Origin of the sequence: Bradyrhizobium sp. CCGB01 (genome assembly GCF_024199795.1) — a bacterium.
Taxonomy (GTDB): Bacteria; Pseudomonadota; Alphaproteobacteria; order Rhizobiales; family Xanthobacteraceae; genus Bradyrhizobium.
On sequence record NZ_JANADK010000001.1, the window covers coordinates 6,959,859 to 6,977,353 of the forward strand.

The window sequence follows — 17,495 nt, forward strand, 5'->3', positions numbered from 1 at the left end:
GTTTGCGGAGATCTTCGCCTCGGGCCCGGCCTTCAGGAAAGCCGTCTACTGCTTCCGCAGGAAGCGCGTCAATTCCGGAATGTAGGCCTGGCCGTGGCCACTCTCGACCACTGCCGCGATCGCACCGGCAACACCGTCGGCGATCGTCCTGGATGCGCCGGATGTACCGGCCATCGTCCGGTAGTAGTCGATGTCCTTCAACGCATTGCCGATGAAGAACGGGACCGTGCCGACGTCATTCGTCACGATGGCGGGCGTCATCCGCTGTAATGCAGCGCCGGCCCCGCCTCCCTTGGCGAGGACCTCGACGAAAACCGCCGGATCGACGCCGGCATCGGCCGCCTGTGCAGCGGCTTCGCTGAGCAGCGCCATGAACCCGATCGAAACATAGTTGTGAAGCAGCTTGAGCCGATGACCAAAGCTCACCGGCCCAACTCGTTCGACGCCCTCGGTGAAAGCTGCAAGGACCGCGCGGACGCTTTGAAAGTCTGCTTCGTCGCCGCCAACGAGAAGGTTCAACGCCCCCTCTTCCGCATGCTTTGCCGTGCGTGTCATGGGCGCATCGAGGAATCCACCGCCGGCGGCCCGGACCGCAGCAGCCATTCGCAACGTCGAGTCCGGCAGCGCGGTCGAGCAATCGACGACGATGGCCCCCTTGCGCAGACGGGACAAAACGCCGGCATCACCGGTGAGGATCGCCTCGACCTGGGGAGAGCCGGTCACGCAGAGGATGACAACGTCCGATATTTCTGCCACGTCGGCAGGAGTCCTGCAGGCTGTAGCACCGAGGCCGATGAGGTCGTCGACAGGCTGATTGCCCGGATGATCGAGAAAGGCCAGTGGAAAGCCGCCACGTGCCAGGACGTTCTTCGCGATTCCGTGGCCCATCAGGCCTACGCCGATAATTCCGACTTTCGTCACAATGACCTCGTTCATCGTCTCGCATGTCCGGTCGCCGGATCTCATGCCCCAGCGTTGGAGAACCGGCATCCACTTCGCTCGAAAACGCTCTAGTGGACGGCGGCGTACATGATCTGCTGCTCAGTCGCTTCGGTTGCCTTGATCTCCTCGACGATCTTGCCCCGCTTGGCGACCAGGATGCGGTCCGACAGTGCCAATACCTCAGGCAGGTACGAGGAGATCACGACCACGGCCAGGCCTTCGTCGGCCAGGCTGTTGATGAACTGGTGGATCTCAACGATGGCTCCGACGTCGACGCCGCGGGTCGGCTCGTCGAAGATGATGAGCCTCGGCTTCTGAATGAGCGACCTCGCGATGACGACCTTCTGCTGGTTGCCGCCGGAGAGCTCAATCACCCTGGCCTTTTCGTTGATCGACCGAAGCTGAAGCCGGCCTGCCCATTGACGCGCCAGCTCCTTCGCTTGTGTCATCGAGATCACCGATAGCGGATTCGACGAGCGGGAGAGCTCGCCGAGATGCAGGTTCTCAGCCACCGTCATCGTCTCGAAGAAGCCGTCGAACTTGCGATCTTCCGTGACGTAGACGATGCCGTCGCGAACTGCCTTTCGCGGAACCCGGTAGCGGACTGATTTTCCGCAATACTTGATCTCGCCGCCATGAAAGAGGTCCCGCTTCAGCACGCCCGCGACCACCTTCATCATTTCGGTGCGGCCGGCGCCGACCAGGCCGAAGACGCCGGTTACCTGTCCGGCGAAGATCGAGAACGATGTGTTGCGGACCATCGTGCCCGAGGACAGGTTCTCCACGCTGAGCACCCGTTCGCCGTACGCTCTGGGCTGGCGCCCGCGGTCGCCATGGAGTGTCTCGGTCAGGCTGCGCCCGACCATAGCCTGAATGATCGTATCGCGCGTGAACGCCGCCTTGACGTCCGATGCGACTAGCCGCCCGTCGCGGAGGATGGTGATGCGGTCGGCCAGTTGCAGCGCCTCCTCGAGCGCGTGCGAGATGAAGATGATCGCCACTCTGTCGGCGACCAGACGCCGGATCAGGTTGAAGAAGTGCCGCTTCTCCTCAGGCGTGAGAGTCGCCGTCGGCTCGTCGAAGATGATCACCTTTGCCTTGTGATGGACCGCGCGCGCGATCTCAACCATCTGCTTCTGGGCTGCCCCCAACTGCGAGACCTGCGCCGTGGGATCGACCTGGAATCCCATGCCGGCCAAGAATTGCCTGGCCTGGATGTAGAGTCCCCTCAACCGATTGAAGGTCTTCTCCTCGCCCAGATAGATGTTCTGGGCCACCGTCATCGACGGCACGAGATTGGTCTCCTGGTAGACCATGACGATGCCGTGCTTCAGGCCTTCGGCCGGCGCCGACAGATGCACCGGCGTTCCGTTCAGAAGCATCTCTCCGGAGGTGAGTCTGTAGACGCCGGCGAGGACCTTCGTCAGGGTCGACTTGCCGGCACCGTTCTCGCCGAGGATCGCGTGCACCTCTCCGGGCGAAACGGCGAAATCGACGTCCTCGAAAGCCGGGATCCTGCCAAAGAGCTTCGTTCCGTTGCTGATCTCCAGAATGTGCTGCATGCAATTACTCCGAGAGGACGGCCGCAGGATCGCGGATTGCCAGAACCGCATTCGAACCACGGCTGGCGACGTAGAGAGCGCCGCCGCATTCGGCAGCGGCGACGGCCCCGTGCCGCGTGCCGTCCGCGCGGGAATGGAACGACCCGATGGGCGTCATGTTCGCGTCGCAATACGCCACCAGCCCGTAGGAGCGCGTGACGGAATAGGGCTTCAGGATGCCCATCTGCTTCAGCTGGCTTCCCTGCATCGGCTCCTTGAAGCTGCGCCCTGAACAGAGTGAGGGCGCCATCCAGTAGTCCTCCGGCACTTCGTTCACCATGCGCGTCCTGTACGCGTCCTCACGCAGGATGAATTCCACCAGTTGGTTGCGCACCGAGTAGAAGCAGAGCCACACGCCGCCGGCGGCCGAGCGCGTCAGGCGTGCGGGATAACCAGGCAAGCCGGTGACGAGTTCGCGAATCCCGCCACTCGGGAGCGCCACCGCAAGAATGCGGTGCCGCAGGCACTCGGACACGAACACCTGTCCGGCTGACGCCACCAATCCGGATGGCCACCCCAATCCGGCCGCTGCGATGGTGACCTTGTCCTTGGCGAGATCCACGACGACGACTGAGCCCGAATTATCTCTCGTCATCAACGCGCGCCGCCAGTCGAGTGCGCCGACATGTTTCGACCCGTTGCACACAGCAAGCGTCGACTCATCCAGCCACGCGATCGCGGTTGGACACTGCAAGACATCGCCTGGGGGCTGCACCACCATGCCGTCGAAGCGGCCGCCCCGCACGACAACGCCGTTGCGGTCCAGCCCGATCGCAAGCGCTTCACCCAGCCCAGCCATCGCCGTGATCGGAGTGTCGAACCTTGCCACCGTCTCCGGGCTCAAGGACGAGGTCGGCTCCAGACGGAGCAGCGCGGAGCCGCTCGAAGCAAGGAGCTTCGCGCCGAGCGCCACGAGGTTGTCGACCTGGTCGATCTCGCAGAGAACCGGAGCGATCTCGAGTTTCTGGTTCGGCAAGAACGGCCCGTCGAGCACGGGAACGGTGACGGCGCCCTCGCGACGCCCCAGCACTTTGTCTATCCACTTCACCTGCGGGAGCCCCAATAGCTATCCACCCCGCAGAACGAAGGATCAGCTCCCTGCAGCCGGTAGGTCCCCATCCGGTTGTTGAAGATGCCGCACAGATAAAGCACGCCCTTGTGCTCCCGCATCGAGGTAATCATGGGGTGCTTCTGCCCACCCTGATCCCAATAGCTCTCGAGGATCTCGCCCTTCTCGTTGAACTTGAGCACGCAGCCCGTATTCAGGTTCGGCATCAGCCAGGCATCCTCGGAACAGCGCCGCGACATCCTCTTGCGGAAGCCCGGCATTTCGAGCGACAGGTCCAGCGCGGGTGTGCGCATCCCCATCAGGGCCAGCCAGTAGCTCCCGTCAGACGCACGATTGATGTTGTCGGGATAGCCGGGAAGGTTCGGAATGACGACTTCGACCTCGCCTTTCCTGGGCCCATCGAAATAGTACCGGCTGATCCGGCAAGCCCAGCTTTCCGCGAACAGGACGGAGTGGTTGTCGTAGGACATACAGATGCCGTTTGGAAACACCAGGTTCCTCAGAACGGTTCTGGTCTTTCGGCTCTTCGGATCATAGCGGATGATGCGGCCATTGCCGCGGCTCTCGAGTGCGTCCGAGTACCAGTCGTGCATCTCGAACCTGGTCGTCGCCTCGCTGAAGTAGATCGAGCCGTCGGGCGCAATGTCGAGATCGTCCGCGAGCTTCATGTCGGAATCGTCGATGATCGACAGCAGGCTCCGGTTCGTCTCCGCGGTCAGCCGGCGCACCGTGCCGTTCATCTCGACCTGATAGAGACCCATTCCCGCGACGCAGATATTGAGATGTCCCTGGCGGTCGAAGGCCATTCCCAGTGGCGACCCGCCGATATGCGCCAGCACCTCCCAGCGCTGATAGTCCGGCGGAAACCAGCGCAGGATGTCGCCGTGACGGTTGCCTGTGTAGAGGTTGTCGTCGCGATCGAAGATGACATCCTCCGCTCCCTCCAGGACGCCGAGGCCGATGACGCCGACATCGCGCAGCTTGTCGTTCGGCGCCATGGCACCGGTTTCGGAATCGGTCAAAGTGGCCGGCATGCGGGCGTAGGCCGGAGAGATGTACACGCTCCGCAACAGCTTGTGGCGGTTCTTGACCCAGCGCACGTCGAGAAAGACGGCAGCGACAAGGATCAAGCCGAGGACGAGATCTGCACCCGGGCCGGAGATCGCGAGCGCGAGGAAGCTGTTCGACAGCAGCAGCACGAAAACAGCGCCCATGATTGCCTTGGAGACGGTGCCTCGTCCGCCGCCGAGCGAGATGCCACCCAGCACCGTGGCCGTGAGCGCCTGCAATTCGAGGCCGGCCCCGACGTCCGATGCCGCGCTCCCGATACGGCTGGCGAACAGAAAACCAGACAGGGCGACGAGAGTGCTGCAACAGACATAGGCGCTGAAGATCGTCCAGCGCACGTTGATGCCGGCGTTGTATGCCGAGCGCCGTGCGCCGCCGACCGCGAGAAGGTGCCAGCCGTACCGCGTGCGGGAGAGCACGACGTGAATGCCGATCGCCATGGCGGCCGTCATCATGAAGGAGATCGGCACCAGCCCGATCGCCGCGGTGCCGAGATATTCGAACGCGGCGGAGGAGGATACGTTGGTCACGATCGCCGTCGAGAACTCCGGAAAGACGATCTCGAACAGCGATCGGAAGATGATGAGCGTGACCAGGGTCGTGAGAAATGCCCGCATCCTGACATAGCCGACAAGCAATCCGTTCAGGGCGCCGCACGCAGCCCCGACGGCCAGGGCCGCAATGAGACCTGCGCCGGCATTCCATCCTTCGACGTTCATGCCAATCAGCGACATGAGCACGGAGAGCGCGAAGACCGACCCGACGGAGAGGTCGATTCCGCCCGAGATCATCACGATCGTGAGACCGAGAACGATCAGGCCAAATTCCGCAAACTGGCGCGCGAGATTTCCGAGGGTCGTCCATTCGAAGAAATGCGGAACGAACGGCCCCAGACCGAAGACGAGCAGCGCCAGCGCCAGGAACGGGATCGCGCTATCGACCCACTTCTTGGTGAGGATCTCCCCGATCACGTGATCGGGAAGAAGCCTGTAGCGCCACCGAACGATGTCCGTCGAAAAGCTCATCTCGGATATTCCCTGCGCGCGCCGGCCTACAGCCCATCGCGCGACCTGCCTGTTACTTGAGTTCGTCGAGCGTCCAGCAGTTGCGGCCCGTCGCGTTGCTCTTGTCGACGCGCGTCACCGGACCGAAGAACACATCCTTGATGGTCCCCGCCTTGCGGTTGCCCTGGAGCAGCTCCGAGATCTGGCCAGCGGCGATTTCGCCCTGGATGTCGGCATGGAAGTTGTAGACGACCGTCAGGAGGCCCTTCTTGACGCTGTCGCAACCCGTCTGGCTTCCCGCGCCGTTCGTCACGATGGTGACCTGGCCCGTCTTGCCTGCAGCCGCCACGGCGGCTCCGGCGCCGACCTCGGCATTGTCCCAGATCCCCATCACGCCACAGAGATCGGGATGCTGCTGGAGGACCGTCGCGGTGATCTGGCGCGCCTTGTCGGAATCGTAATTGGCGGCTTGGTCGGACACGAGTTGCAGGTCCGGATTTGCGGCGAGCACCTCGTTGATGCCCTGGCGCATGTAGATGTTGGCCGCCCCTGTCTCCACGCCCGCGAGCCAGACGACCTTGGTGGACGGGCCCTTGCCCTTGGCGCACGCCTTGGCAAGTTCGCCCATCTCGAGCCGGCCCATCTCGATCCAGTCGTTCCCCACGTAGGAATCGGTCTGGGTCGCCGACTGCATGTTGACCTGAAGGACCGCAATCCCGGCGTCCTGAGCCTGCTTCAACTGGCGCGCATAGGTCTGCACGTCCGGATTCTGCACGATCAGCAGATCAGGCTTCTCGGCAATCGCGCCCGTCAAAGCGCGAATGCCCGCCTCGGTATTCATGTTCGGATCGCGCACTTCGAGCGTGAAGCCATACCGCTGGGCATGACGCTGCCACACCGTCACCCAGGCCTGGTTCAGGTCGAAGCCTTGGGAGATCGGAACGAAGATCACCTTCTTGCCCTTGAGGGCTTTCAGGTATGCCTCTCTTCCGACCTGTTGCACCTCGGCTGCGACACTTGGCGCCGCGGCGGAGGCGAGGCCTCCGATCACGAGGCCAGCCAGCAGCAATTTTCGCAGAATGAAAGACATGATGATCCTCCCGTTGTCTTGAAATTCTTGCAGCATCCGGCGACCGCCCTAGATGTCACCGCTCTGCGACGTCTGTTCGTCGCGCGGGTTCAGCACCGCATCGATCGCCAGCGCGCCGAGCAGGATCACGCCCTTGATCAGATTCTGGGCCGTGAAGCTGATGTTGAGAATGGTCATTCCGTTGGTCAGGACACCGACGAGGATGGTCCCCACCACGACATTGCGGACGCCGCCCTGCCCGCCGCTGAGGCCGATCCCGCCAAGCACGACGACGAGGAGCACATCGTAGATCAGCGTCGAATTGTACAAGCGGGTATTGATGCCCGAGACCACCGCACACATCAGGATGCCGGACAGAAAAGCGATCAATGCGCTCGCTGCATATTGCGAGATGATCACGGGGCGGGTCGGCAGTCCCATCGTTCGCGCGGCAAAGGGATTGTCGCCGGTCGCATAGATGAATCGTCCGAAGCGGGTGTTGCGCAGGAACAGGGCCACCAGGCCGGCCAGCGCAGCCGCCACACAGACCGAGACGGGAATGCCGGCGATCGATCCCGTCCCCAGAAACGTGAACCATTCGTAGCCCGTCGGGGCGTAGACCACGTCCGACTTGAAGACGATCCGCCCGGCGCCGTAGACCACCGATGCGAGGCCGAGGGTCGCGAAGATCGGCGGCACGTCGGCCACGGCGACGAGCGTTCCCGTGCCGACGCCGACCAGCGCGACGAGAAGCCCGCCGACCACGAGCGCCCAGCCGAACGGCAAACCGGTCGTCGACAGCCAGATGCTGAACGCGACGCCGATCACCATCACGGCGATCATGGTGAGGTCGATTCCGCGCCCCACCACAACCAGCGCCATACCGACGGCGAGGATGCCGAGCGTGGCGACGTTGTTCAGGAGCGTGAGGATATTTCCGGCGGTGAGGAATCTCGGCAGAAAGATCGAGAACGCCGCGATCAGGACGAGCGTCACGCCGAAGATGACCTCTTCCTGGGTCAGCTTGAACGACACAAGTCCGCGCGCCGAGGTCTCCGAGCGGCTCATATTCCGATCCAGTCTCGCCTGCTCCGGCTGCTACCGGGCGCACCGGACCTGGAGGCGCAACCGGGCCGAGCCCGGGCGCAAGATTGGCCGCTCACGATCATCGTTTCCTCTGCCTGCAACAGGCTCTTCTTCGTGAACGCAGATGAGCGAGGTCGCTACGCTTCATGCAAGGCGCTTTTTCTGACCCCCTGTTTCGTTTTTCTGACCTGCCTGCATTCCCGGGGGTAACCTGGGAGACATCTCTGTCATTGAGAAAAACTGACCCCCCTTTCAGAATTACTGCTCTGCGTCGGCATTGCCTCAGTGCTCCGTCCACCTAAGATCGGAACTCGATCGACGCATCCATCAATCACAGCGAAAGTCGGTCTGGCTCATCAGGGAGGTTCAAGCATGAAGGTTCGTAAGTTGCTGGCGCTTGCGGGTATGTTCGTCAGCATGTCCACTGCCGCGCTCGCTCAAGGTCAGGCAGAGGACGAATGCTTGAATCCCGGAAACGATGATCTCCTGAAGCAAGGATGCGCCTATCTCGACGAGTTCATGAAGGCGTTCAATTCGCGCGATGCCGAAGCTTGGGCCAAGACCGTCCACTATCCGCACATTCGGATCGCCGCCGGCCAGGTGCAGATCTGGAACACGCCCGAAGAATATGCGCAATCGAACGATGCGAAGCAGTTGGCGCAGGCCTCGACCTGGGCTCGTTCGGCATGGACGTATCGCAAGCTCGTGCAGAAATCCGACGACAAGCTCCATTTCGTCACGAGGTTCACGCGCTACGATGCCAACGACAAGCCGATATTGTCGGCCGACTCCCTCTATGTGATCGTCAAGAAGGATGGACGATGGGGAGCCCTGGTGCGATCGAGCTATGTCGGCATCATCGGCAAGAAGACCGCGTTCTGACGAACCACACCGTTTCAGTTCGACCTTATGGAGCAGACGTCAATCCGCTTGACGTCTGCTCTGTTCAAGGCGGACCGGCCTTGGAAGGATCGATGGAGATCTGGCGCTTCAGAGTCCGCAAGCCAAATGTCGTTCGCGACTGCCGGATGCCCGGTATCCTGTACAACGCCTGTCGCAGGAAGCGCTCGTAGTGATCGGTGTCCCGCACGACGACCTTGATGAGATAGTCGTAGTCGCCGGTCACCAGATAGGCTTCCATCACCTCCGGAATTCGCGACAGGGCGGCGCCGAAACGCTCGAGCACCTTGTCGTCATGCTTGTCCAGCGTGATCTCCACGAAGGCGATGTTGTTGTAGCCGAGATGGGCGTGATTGAGCACCGCGACGTATTTCTCGATCGCGCCGTTTTCCTCCAGGCGCTTCACCCTGGTCCAGCACGGCGAGCTCGAGAGCCCGACCTGCTCCGCAAGCGCACTCGTCGTCAAGCGGCCGTCCTCGCAAAGCGCCGAGAGAATCCGGCGATCCAGTTGATCAAGCTCCTCCGTGGAGCCGCGCTTGGAGGACATCAGTTAATCCTTCTGTCGTTTTGCAGGTTCTCGGGAAAATATCCCGATACTTTAGCTATTCCGTCAAAATTTTGGGAAGTTTTCTTGCCCCAGGAGATTATCATTGCGCCGCGAGAGAACGTGACATGCAACCTCAACAGCGGCGACGCGTCAGCGTCACGGCCACCACGTCCGATCCCTTTGACGGGATCGTTCGACTTGTCCTCGACGCAGGGCGTTTCGGCTTCGGCCTCGACCAGCTCTCGATGACGACGCATTCCGACGGGAACCAAACGATACGGATGGTTCTTGAAGTCCAGCCGTCGGCCGACTGCGCGGACCTCACGGAGCGGTTGTCACGCCATCCGGCGATCATGGACCTTCGCGTCGCAGAGCTTTCGCGCGAGACGTACAGTCAACCGGCTGTTGCCTCTTCACAACCCGCAAACGGGCGGACGCTTCCATGACCAGTCTCACGCCACTTCGCTTTCACGTTCCCGAGCCTGCAAGCCGGCCGGGGGGCAAGCCGGATTTCTCCGGTGTCACGATTCCGAAGGCAGGTTCGGTCCGGCGTCCGCCGGTCGACGTGGCGCCCGAGGAGATTCGCGATCTCGCCTATTCGATCATCCGCGTGCTCAATCATGAGGGCCAGGCAGTCGGACCATGGGTGCCGGACCTCTCCCAGGACGAACTGGTCGCTGGCCTGCGCCACATGATGACCCTACGCACGTTCGACGCGCGCATGCAGATGGCGCAACGCCAGGGTAAGACGTCCTTTTACATGCAGCACACCGGCGAGGAAGCGGTGAGCTGCGCCTTCCGCATCGCGCTCGGCCCCGACGACATGAACTTCCCGACCTACCGCCAGGCCGGCCTGCTAATCGCGCATGACTATCCGCTCGTCGACATGATGTGCCAGATCTATTCCAATGCGAACGACCCGATGAAGGGACGTCAGCTGCCGGTAATGTACTCGTCCCGAAAGCATGGCTTCTTCTCGATCTCCGGCAATCTCGCCACCCAATTCGTTCAGGCCGTCGGCTGGGCGATGGCCTCGGCGATCAAGGGCGACAGCCGCATCGCCGCTGCCTGGATCGGGGACGGCTCGACGGCCGAGTCCGACTTCCATGCCGCCCTCGTGTTCGCCTCGACCTACAAGGCGCCCGTCGTCCTCAACGTCGTCAACAATCAATGGGCGATCTCGACCTTCCAGGGCATCGCGCGTGGCGGCTCCGGCACCTTCGCAGCGCGCGGCCTCGGCTTCGGCATCCCGGCGCTCAGGGTCGACGGCAACGATTATCTTGCGACCTACGCCGTCGCGAAATGGGCCATCGAGCGGGCCCGGCTCAACCTCGGACCGACGCTGATCGAATACGTCACTTATCGCGCCGGCGCGCATTCGACCTCGGATGATCCGTCCGCCTACCGGCCGAAGCACGAGTCCGAGGAGTGGCCGCTGGGCGATCCCGTGATCCGGCTCAAGCAGCATCTCATCGCGGCCGGGGCCTGGTCGGAAGAACGCCACAAGCAGGCCGAGGCCGAAATTCTCGCCACAGTCATCGCCGCACAGAAGGAGGCCGAGAGCTTCGGTACACTGCACTCGGGCAGCAAGCCCTCGGCCCGCGACATCTTCGAGGACGTCTATGCCGAGCTGCCGCCGCACCTACGGCGCCAGCGCCAGCAGATCGGAGTCTGAGCCATGCCACGCATGACGATGATCGAGGCAATCCGCTCGGCGCTCGACGTCTCGATGGCTCGCAACGACGACGTCGTGGTTTATGGCGAGGACGTCGGCTTTTTCGGCGGCGTGTTCCGCTGCACGCAGGGCCTGCAACAGAAATACGGTGTCTCGCGCTGCTTCGATGCGCCGATCAGCGAGTGCGGCATCGTCGGCACCGCGATCGGCATGGCCGCTTACGGCTTGCGCCCCTGCGTCGAGCTTCAGTTCGCCGACTACATGTATCCGGCCTACGACCAGATCGTCTCGGAGGCAGCTCGCCTGCGTTATCGCTCGGCCGGCGATTTCACCTGTCCTCTGGTCATCCGCATGCCGACCGGCGGCGGCATTTTTGGCGGGCAAACGCACAGCCAAAGCCCCGAGGCGCTGTTCACCCATGTCGCCGGACTGAAGACCGTGGTCCCCTCCAATCCCCATGATGCGAAGGGCCTGCTGATCGCGGCCATCGAGGATCCGGATCCCGTCATCTTCCTGGAGCCGAAGCGGCTCTACAACGGCCCGTTCGACGGTCACCATGATCGCCCGGTCACCGCATGGGCCAAGCATGAGCTTTCCGAAGTGCCGGAGGGACATTACACCACGCCGCTCGGCAAGGCGGTGACCCGGCGCACCGGCGAGGCCGTCACCATCCTTGCCTACGGAACCATGGTTCACGTTGCCCTTGCGGCCGTCGAGGAAACAGGGATCGACGCAGAGGTGATCGACCTGCGCACCCTGCTTCCGCTCGATCTCGAGACGATCGCTGCCTCCGTTGCCAGGACCGGCCGCTGCATCGTGCTGCATGAAGCAACGCTGACCTCCGGCTTTGGCGCGGAGCTCACGGCGCTGGTGCAGGAGCACTGCTTCTATCATCTCGAAGCGCCGGTGATGCGCGTCACCGGCTGGGACACGCCCTACCCGCATGCGCAGGAATGGGACTATTTCCCCGGCCCCGTCAGGCTCGGGCAAGCGCTGCGCGACATCGTGGAGGCACGCTGATGGGCGAGCGCAGCGTCAAGCTCCCGGATATCGGGGAAGGCATTGCCGAAGCCGAGCTGGTCGAATGGCACGTCAAGGAAGGCGATCTCGTTCGCGAGGACGACTTGCTCGCCACCGTGATGACCGACAAGGCCTCGGTCGAGATTCCCTCGCCGCTCGCGGGCGAGGTCAGCTGGATCGGCGCCAAGATCGGTGAAGCGGTTGCGATCGGCTCGACGCTCGTGAAGCTCAAGGTCGCCGGCGACGATGTTGCGGAGCCAGAAGATAAAGCGCCGAAGAAAGACGTCCCGACGCCGCCCATTGCGAAGAAAGCCGAAGCCGCGACGACCGAGTCAGCGTCCGCTCCCTCCATCCGCCCCGCGACCCTCGAAGCCCGCCCGGCGACGACATCCGCGATCCGCCGCGCCCCGGGCGAGAAGCCGCTGGCCTCACCGGCCATACGCCTCAAGGCGCGCGAAGCCGGCATCGACCTGCGCCAGGTCCACGGCACCGGCCCCGCCGGACGCATCACCCACGAGGACATCGACGCCTTCCTGTCGCGCGGGCCGGCACCTCGCCATGGCCGCGCCATGCCCCCGAAGACCGCCGTCACCGACGTGAAGGTGGTGGGCTTGCGCCGCCGCATTGCCGAGAAGATGGCGCTGTCGAAGTCCCGCATCCCGCACATCACCATCATCGAGGAGGTCAACGTCTCGCCGCTGGAGGATCTGCGTGCGACGCTGAACAGGAAGCCCGCGCCGGAGCATCCCAAGCTGACGCTGCTGCCCTTCCTGATGCGCGCCATGGTCAAGGCGCTTGCCGAGCAACCTGCACTCAATGCGCTCTATGACGACGAGGCCGGCATCGTTCATCAGCATGCGGGCATCCATATCGGCATCGCGACCCAGACCCCGTCGGGCCTCGTCGTGCCCGTGGTGAAGCATGCGGAGGCGCGTGACCTCCGCGACTGCAGCGCCGAGCTGAACCGTCTCGCCCAGCGCGCCCGCGAGGGCACCGCGACACGCGAGGAACTGACCGGCTCGACGATCACCATCACCTCGCTCGGCGCGCTCGGCGGCCTTGCGACCACGCCGGTGATCAACCATCCTGAGGTCGCCATCGTCGGCGTCAACAAGATCGCGATACGTCCGGTCTGGGACGGCACGCAGTTCGTGCCGTGCAAGATGATGAATCTTTCCTCCAGTTTCGATCACCGCGTCATCGACGGATGGGACGCCGCAATCTTCGTGCAAAGGCTCAAGGAGCTGCTGGAGAATCCGGCGACGATCTTCGTCGACCCCTGAGGCAAAAGAAGAAATGACCGAGATCACCTGTCAGCTTGTCGTCATTGGTGCCGGCCCCGGCGGCTATGTGTGCGCGATCCGCGCCGGCCAGCTCGGCCTCGACACCGTCCTCGTCGAACGTGGCAAACTGGGTGGAAGCTGCCTCAATGTTGGCTGCATTCCCTCAAAGGCCATCATTCATGTCGCCGAAGAATTCGAGAAACTGGTCGATGCGGCCGGCGGCAAGACGCCATTCGGCCTGACGGCGGCGCAGCCAGCGCTGGACTTCAAACAGGCGATCGCCTGGAAGGACGGCATCGTCCATCGGCTGAACAACGGCGTCGCCGCGCTGCTGCGCAAGGCCAAGGTCAAGATCGTTCAGGGCCACGCGCGTTTCCGCGACGGCAAGACGATCGTCGTCGAGACCGAGACCGGCGCGAAGACGATCAAGGCCGAGACGGTGGTGATCGCGACCGGCTCGGCTCCCGTCGAACTGCCATCGCTGCCGTTCGGCGGCAACGTCATCTCCTCGACCGGTGCGCTGTCGCTCGCAGAGGTGCCAAAATCCCTTGTCGTCGTCGGCGGCGGCTATATCGGGCTCGAACTCGGGACGGCGTTCGCCAAGCTCGGGAGCAAGGTCTCCGTGGTGGAGGCGCAGGACAGCATCCTGCCGCTCTATGACGCCGAGTTGACGGCTCCGATCGCCAGGCGCTTGACCGCGCTCGGCGTCGAGGTGCTGACCGGCGCCCGGGCGCTCGGCCTCACCGCCCAGGGCGACGGATTGCGCGTCGAGATGGCCGACGGCCAGGAGCGCAGCCTGACGGCCGACAAAATTCTCGTCACGGTCGGGCGCGCGCCGGTCACCGCCGCATTGGGGCTCGAGCAACTCGTGCTCGACATGGATGGTCGCTTCATCCGTATCGGCCAGCATTGCGAGACCTCGATGCGCGGCATCTATGCGATCGGCGATGTCACGGGCGAGCCGATGCTCGCGCATCGCGCCATGGCGCAGGGCGAGATGGTGGCGGAAATCGCAGCCGGCATGCCGCGCGCGTGGGACAAGCGTTGCATCCCGGCGATCTGCTTCACCGATCCCGAGATCGTCTCCGCGGGCCTGTCACCGGAAGAGGCGCGCGAGGCCGGCATCAACATCAAGGTTGGGCAGTTTCCCTTTGCAGCCAATGGCCGCGCGATGACGCGCCATGGCGAGCCTGGCTTCGTGCGCATCGTCGCCAGGGCCGACAATCAGCAGGTGATCGGCATCCAGGCGGTTGGACAAGGAGTCTCGGAGCTGTCTGCCGCGTTTGGCCTCGCGATCGAGATGGGCGCCGTCTTGCAGGACATCGCCGGCACGATCCACGCGCATCCGACGCTGGGTGAGGCCATTCAGGAAGCCGCATTCAAGGCGCTCGGCCACGCGATCCACGTCTAGACCCATTCCCGAAGCGGAGCGCGTTGTGCCTTCCGTACGTCAGGCCACAAAACGCCGCACGAGACCCATTTGTTCTCGGCGACCACTCCGCGACGGTCCTGGAAAATAAGCATTTTCCTTTGGTGGGCGCACCAGGGCTCGAACCTGGGACCCGCTGATTAAGAATCAGCTGCGGTTTCAGGATAATCAATGACTTGCCGGTCGCATCCCAGGCTTATGCGGCTGAAAATGGGCATCCGTCGGACGATCATAATCCGTCATTGCGCTATTTCCAACAGGAGACCGTGTTGTCGCTGATCGCTAAGCGACGCGGCGGCTCGTACTGAAAGCTCCATCAAGGGTTGACGAGCTTCCTGCGAACGGCGTAGCGGACCAGCTCGGCCGTCGATGACATTCTCAGCTTGCGCATCGCTGACGCGCGGTGGGTCTCGACGGTCTTTACGCTCAGCTTCAGGATGACGCCGATCGACTTGTTGGTGTGTCCCTCTGCAATAAGCTGGACAACGCCCTGCTCGCGCGCGGTGAGCAGCATGTCGGACGTATTTTGCTTGCCGGCCTGGTACTCGTGGAGCAACTTCTCCAACAGAACGCCCGTGAAGTAAGGTCTCCCATCGAGCAAGGCCTCGATCGCGAAGATCAGGTGCCTACTGGCGTCCGATTTGAACAGGAAGCCGCGAACGCCAGCCAGGATGGCTTCAGTCAGCAATTCCTCATTCTCGTGCATCGTCAGGATCAATACTTCGGTGCGCAGGTGCATCGACTTGAGGCGGCGGCTGACCTCAAGTCCGTTCATCAGCGGCATCGAATAGTCGACTATCACGACGTCCGGACGCGTCTCCATCGCCACGGCCACAGCCTGCTCGCCGTTGGTCGCCTCTCCGCTGACGATCCAGTCTGAGCGGGTCTCAACGATCGCTCGGAGCCCGGAACGTACGACTTCATGATCATCCGCAACCACGATGCGTTTCACGGCCTCGTTCCCGTATGCGGGCCCAGAACCTGTCGGGCAATCGATGGAGATTTCCAGCAGTCAAGTTTGCCAATCTACCGATTATTCCCCAATGGGTTATCCTACAAAACCCTGATATCTCCGGGCGGATGTACCAAACATCGGCGTTTCCACAGACATCGACCGGTCTTGCCCACACGCAACCCAAATCGGACCGCGACACGATCATCGTCGATCGGCCTTCGTTTCGCGTAGGGAACTCCTGGAACCGACGGACAGAGACTGCCTGCCCTCGGGGTCCCTGATCTCCGTCATTCCGTGCACACGCTGGCTTATGATTTCAGTGACGCGCGCCGGCTACGCCTTTTGGTCATGAGACCATGCGGGAACACCGCACACAGCGTCGTGCCGGAATGTCGCGGTGCAAGATCGGACCTGATCTCGAACGTGCCCCCAAGCTGCTTAAGTCTCGCTCTCATGGCGGGAATGCCGACACCGGGCGATATCGCACCGTTGCCACGTTTTGTGTGATCGACCGGAAAACCGCGCCCGTTGTCGCTGATCGTCAGATGGAAGTGACCCTCGATCGCCTCGACGACGATTCTGACCTCCGTCGCCTTCGCGTGGCGGAATATGTTCGTGAGCGCCTCTTGAATGACCCGCAGAACCGAGAGCTGGCTCGCGTAAGGTAGCTTATCGACGGCGGCGGGTATCCTCGTGCTCACCCGCAACGACGTACGTGCACGAAACCCCAAGGCATGCTGCTCGATCGTCGCCTTGAGTCCCCGGTCCGTCAGATCCTGGGGGTGGAGCAGATAGGTCAGGGAACGGATTTCCCTGAGTGCCGCGTCGATCGACGCGTCGATATCATCGCACAGCCGCTCGACGCCGCGCGGGTTATCGAGGCAAGTGCGGACACGCATCACACCAAGACTGGCGGCAACCAGCTCTTGGCATGTCGAATCATGAAGCTCCGATGCGATCCGCTGGTGGATGTCCTCGCGGATGGACATCAGGCTGACGTCCCCGTGAAGGAAAGCAGCCTCTTTAGTCATACAGTCGAGCCCCTCCTTGTGGAGTAACCGATGACCGCCAATCAACCGGGCCGCATTGCCGGCCATGGGATGGAGGATCGGAACAACGGTTGTCTCGACATCCCGCAGCAAGCCGCCGAGCATCAGACTGTGCTGAATTTTGGCCTCGGTTCCTTCCGCAAGACATCCCTTGAGGATTTCACAGAGACGCTCGGCGTCTTCCTTGGCAAGACATTCGAAGACGTCCAGCTCTCGGACCTCCTGCTGCGACATTCCAAGGAGAGCCTCGAAGGCCTGATTGATTGCCTCGTACACGAAGCGCCCGCCGCGTAAGGGGCGGACCGCGAAAAGGAGCTCTTCGGAGTGTGTCCAATATGAGCGATCGCCAATTGCGCCCTGGCCGATCAGGTGATCGTTGCTAAAGGGACGCGCCGGCTCGCGAGCAGGAGAACTGTGTGGCTTCACGGTGCGCACCCAACTTTCCGGGTCGTTTTCGAGGTCGAACTCAACGCTCAATCTCTAACGCTCCCCTCTCCAGTCGTCCCAGTATCGATCACCGGACTACAGGAAACGCCCTAGGGGATAGATCGGATTATACGCTCGATCTTACCCTGAGCCAGCAGGTTGTATTCTCCGAAGACCAAAACCTCGCATGACTGGCATGAATTCCGGCATATGACTATGCAATTCGTGCCACGTACGGGACGCAGCGCACAGTGGTGGGATTGTGAGCCATTTCGATTTCACGCCGCGCTGCAGGATGATGTTGCGCCGACCGAGCGCGATGCAACTGCGTTGCGGTACAACCGAAATGGCACAATCTTGCCGAAAATTTCG

Annotated in this window: 15 protein-coding genes; 6 read left to right on the forward strand and 9 right to left on the reverse strand. The window is 62.5% G+C overall.

Going from position 1 to position 17,495, the window contains the following annotated elements; translation table 11 throughout:
* Positions 1–45: 45 nt before the first annotated feature.
* The 6 genes from NLM25_RS32485 to NLM25_RS32510 all read right to left on the reverse strand — a co-directional run bounded on the left by NLM25_RS32485 (position 46) and on the right by NLM25_RS32510 (position 7,821).
* Positions 46–936: an NAD(P)-dependent oxidoreductase gene (locus tag NLM25_RS32485; RefSeq protein WP_254121799.1), complete on the reverse strand. Its 891-nt coding sequence runs from the start codon at positions 934–936 to the stop codon at positions 46–48.
* Between the two features lie 74 nt (positions 937–1,010).
* Positions 1,011–2,504, reverse strand: a complete 1,494-nt coding sequence (locus NLM25_RS32490) for a sugar ABC transporter ATP-binding protein (RefSeq protein WP_254139750.1) — start codon at positions 2,502–2,504, stop codon at positions 1,011–1,013.
* Between the two features lie 4 nt (positions 2,505–2,508).
* Positions 2,509–3,573, reverse strand: a complete 1,065-nt coding sequence (locus NLM25_RS32495) for a hypothetical protein (protein WP_254139751.1) — start codon at positions 3,571–3,573, stop codon at positions 2,509–2,511.
* 14 nt (positions 3,574–3,587) lie between these two features.
* Positions 3,588–5,705 (reverse strand): SMP-30/gluconolactonase/LRE family protein, encoded by a 2,118-nt coding sequence (locus NLM25_RS32500; protein WP_254139752.1) that lies wholly within the window; start codon positions 5,703–5,705, stop codon positions 3,588–3,590.
* A gap of 52 nt (positions 5,706–5,757) precedes the next feature.
* Positions 5,758–6,774 carry a sugar ABC transporter substrate-binding protein gene (locus NLM25_RS32505; RefSeq protein ID WP_254139753.1) on the reverse strand — a complete coding sequence of 339 codons (1,017 nt, stop codon included), beginning with the start codon at positions 6,772–6,774 and terminating at the stop codon, positions 5,758–5,760.
* Between the two features lie 48 nt (positions 6,775–6,822).
* Positions 6,823–7,821 (reverse strand): ABC transporter permease, encoded by a 999-nt coding sequence (locus NLM25_RS32510; RefSeq protein WP_254139754.1) that lies wholly within the window; start codon positions 7,819–7,821, stop codon positions 6,823–6,825.
* A 390-nt stretch (positions 7,822–8,211) separates the two neighbouring features.
* Here NLM25_RS32510 and NLM25_RS32515 point away from each other — a divergent pair, with 390 nt between their 5' ends.
* On the forward strand, positions 8,212–8,721 hold the full coding sequence (locus NLM25_RS32515) for a hypothetical protein (protein ID WP_254139755.1): 510 nt from the start codon (positions 8,212–8,214) through the stop codon (positions 8,719–8,721).
* A 64-nt stretch (positions 8,722–8,785) separates the two neighbouring features.
* Here the strand turns inward: NLM25_RS32515 and NLM25_RS32520 are convergent, their stop codons facing one another.
* A complete protein-coding gene (locus tag NLM25_RS32520; protein ID WP_254139756.1) occupies positions 8,786–9,286 on the reverse strand; it encodes an Lrp/AsnC family transcriptional regulator in 501 nt (166 codons plus the stop codon).
* A gap of 125 nt (positions 9,287–9,411) precedes the next feature.
* On the opposite strand from NLM25_RS32520, the gene NLM25_RS32525 reads away from it, so the two are divergent.
* Genes NLM25_RS32525 through lpdA form a run of 5 tightly spaced genes read left to right on the forward strand, consistent with a single transcriptional unit; the run spans position 9,412 to position 14,675 of the window.
* Positions 9,412–9,732, forward strand: a complete 321-nt coding sequence (locus tag NLM25_RS32525; RefSeq protein WP_254139757.1) for a hypothetical protein — start codon at positions 9,412–9,414, stop codon at positions 9,730–9,732.
* The gene (locus NLM25_RS32530; RefSeq protein ID WP_254139758.1) at positions 9,729–10,961 is read left to right on the forward strand and encodes a 3-methyl-2-oxobutanoate dehydrogenase (2-methylpropanoyl-transferring) subunit alpha; all 1,233 of its coding nucleotides are present in this window, start codon (positions 9,729–9,731) and stop codon (positions 10,959–10,961) included. The genes NLM25_RS32525 and NLM25_RS32530 overlap by 4 nt, the downstream gene beginning before the upstream one ends.
* Before the next feature lie 3 nt (positions 10,962–10,964).
* Positions 10,965–11,981 carry an alpha-ketoacid dehydrogenase subunit beta gene (locus tag NLM25_RS32535; RefSeq protein ID WP_254139759.1) on the forward strand — a complete coding sequence of 339 codons (1,017 nt, stop codon included), beginning with the start codon at positions 10,965–10,967 and terminating at the stop codon, positions 11,979–11,981.
* The gene (locus NLM25_RS32540) at positions 11,981–13,264 is read left to right on the forward strand and encodes a dihydrolipoamide acetyltransferase family protein (RefSeq protein WP_254139760.1); all 1,284 of its coding nucleotides are present in this window, start codon (positions 11,981–11,983) and stop codon (positions 13,262–13,264) included. The genes NLM25_RS32535 and NLM25_RS32540 overlap by 1 nt, the downstream gene beginning before the upstream one ends.
* Before the next feature lie 13 nt (positions 13,265–13,277).
* A complete protein-coding gene (lpdA, locus tag NLM25_RS32545) occupies positions 13,278–14,675 on the forward strand; it encodes a dihydrolipoyl dehydrogenase (protein WP_254139761.1) in 1,398 nt (465 codons plus the stop codon).
* Positions 14,676–15,009: 334 nt separating this feature from the next.
* On the opposite strand, the gene NLM25_RS32550 is transcribed toward lpdA, so the two are convergent.
* Together NLM25_RS32550 and NLM25_RS32555 are read right to left on the reverse strand one after the other, a co-directional pair.
* Positions 15,010–15,645 carry a response regulator gene (locus NLM25_RS32550; protein ID WP_254139762.1) on the reverse strand — a complete coding sequence of 212 codons (636 nt, stop codon included), beginning with the start codon at positions 15,643–15,645 and terminating at the stop codon, positions 15,010–15,012.
* Between the two features lie 311 nt (positions 15,646–15,956).
* Complete coding sequence (locus tag NLM25_RS32555) at positions 15,957–17,174, reverse strand: ATP-binding protein (protein ID WP_254139763.1); 1,218 nt, start codon at positions 17,172–17,174, stop codon at positions 15,957–15,959.
* Between the last annotated feature and the right edge of the window lie 321 nt (positions 17,175–17,495).

What these genes read in the sequence shown, in the direction of transcription:
- NLM25_RS32485 (WP_254121799.1), bottom strand. Translation starts at nt 936, where the DNA reads ATGAACGAGGTCATTGTGACGAAAGTCGGAATTATCGGCGTAGGCCTG.
- NLM25_RS32490 (WP_254139750.1), bottom strand. Translation starts at nt 2,504, where the DNA reads ATGCAGCACATTCTGGAGATCAGCAACGGAACGAAGCTCTTTGGCAGG.
- NLM25_RS32500 (WP_254139752.1), bottom strand. Translation starts at nt 5,705, where the DNA reads ATGAGCTTTTCGACGGACATCGTTCGGTGGCGCTACAGGCTTCTTCCC.
- NLM25_RS32505 (WP_254139753.1), bottom strand. Translation starts at nt 6,774, where the DNA reads ATGTCTTTCATTCTGCGAAAATTGCTGCTGGCTGGCCTCGTGATCGGA.
- NLM25_RS32510 (WP_254139754.1), bottom strand. Translation starts at nt 7,821, where the DNA reads ATGAGCCGCTCGGAGACCTCGGCGCGCGGACTTGTGTCGTTCAAGCTG.
- NLM25_RS32515 (WP_254139755.1), top strand. Translation starts at nt 8,212, where the DNA reads ATGAAGGTTCGTAAGTTGCTGGCGCTTGCGGGTATGTTCGTCAGCATG.
- NLM25_RS32520 (WP_254139756.1), bottom strand. Translation starts at nt 9,286, where the DNA reads ATGTCCTCCAAGCGCGGCTCCACGGAGGAGCTTGATCAACTGGATCGC.
- NLM25_RS32525 (WP_254139757.1), top strand. Translation starts at nt 9,412, where the DNA reads ATGCAACCTCAACAGCGGCGACGCGTCAGCGTCACGGCCACCACGTCC.
- NLM25_RS32530 (WP_254139758.1), top strand. Translation starts at nt 9,729, where the DNA reads ATGACCAGTCTCACGCCACTTCGCTTTCACGTTCCCGAGCCTGCAAGC.
- NLM25_RS32535 (WP_254139759.1), top strand. Translation starts at nt 10,965, where the DNA reads ATGCCACGCATGACGATGATCGAGGCAATCCGCTCGGCGCTCGACGTC.
- NLM25_RS32540 (WP_254139760.1), top strand. Translation starts at nt 11,981, where the DNA reads ATGGGCGAGCGCAGCGTCAAGCTCCCGGATATCGGGGAAGGCATTGCC.
- lpdA (WP_254139761.1), top strand. Translation starts at nt 13,278, where the DNA reads ATGACCGAGATCACCTGTCAGCTTGTCGTCATTGGTGCCGGCCCCGGC.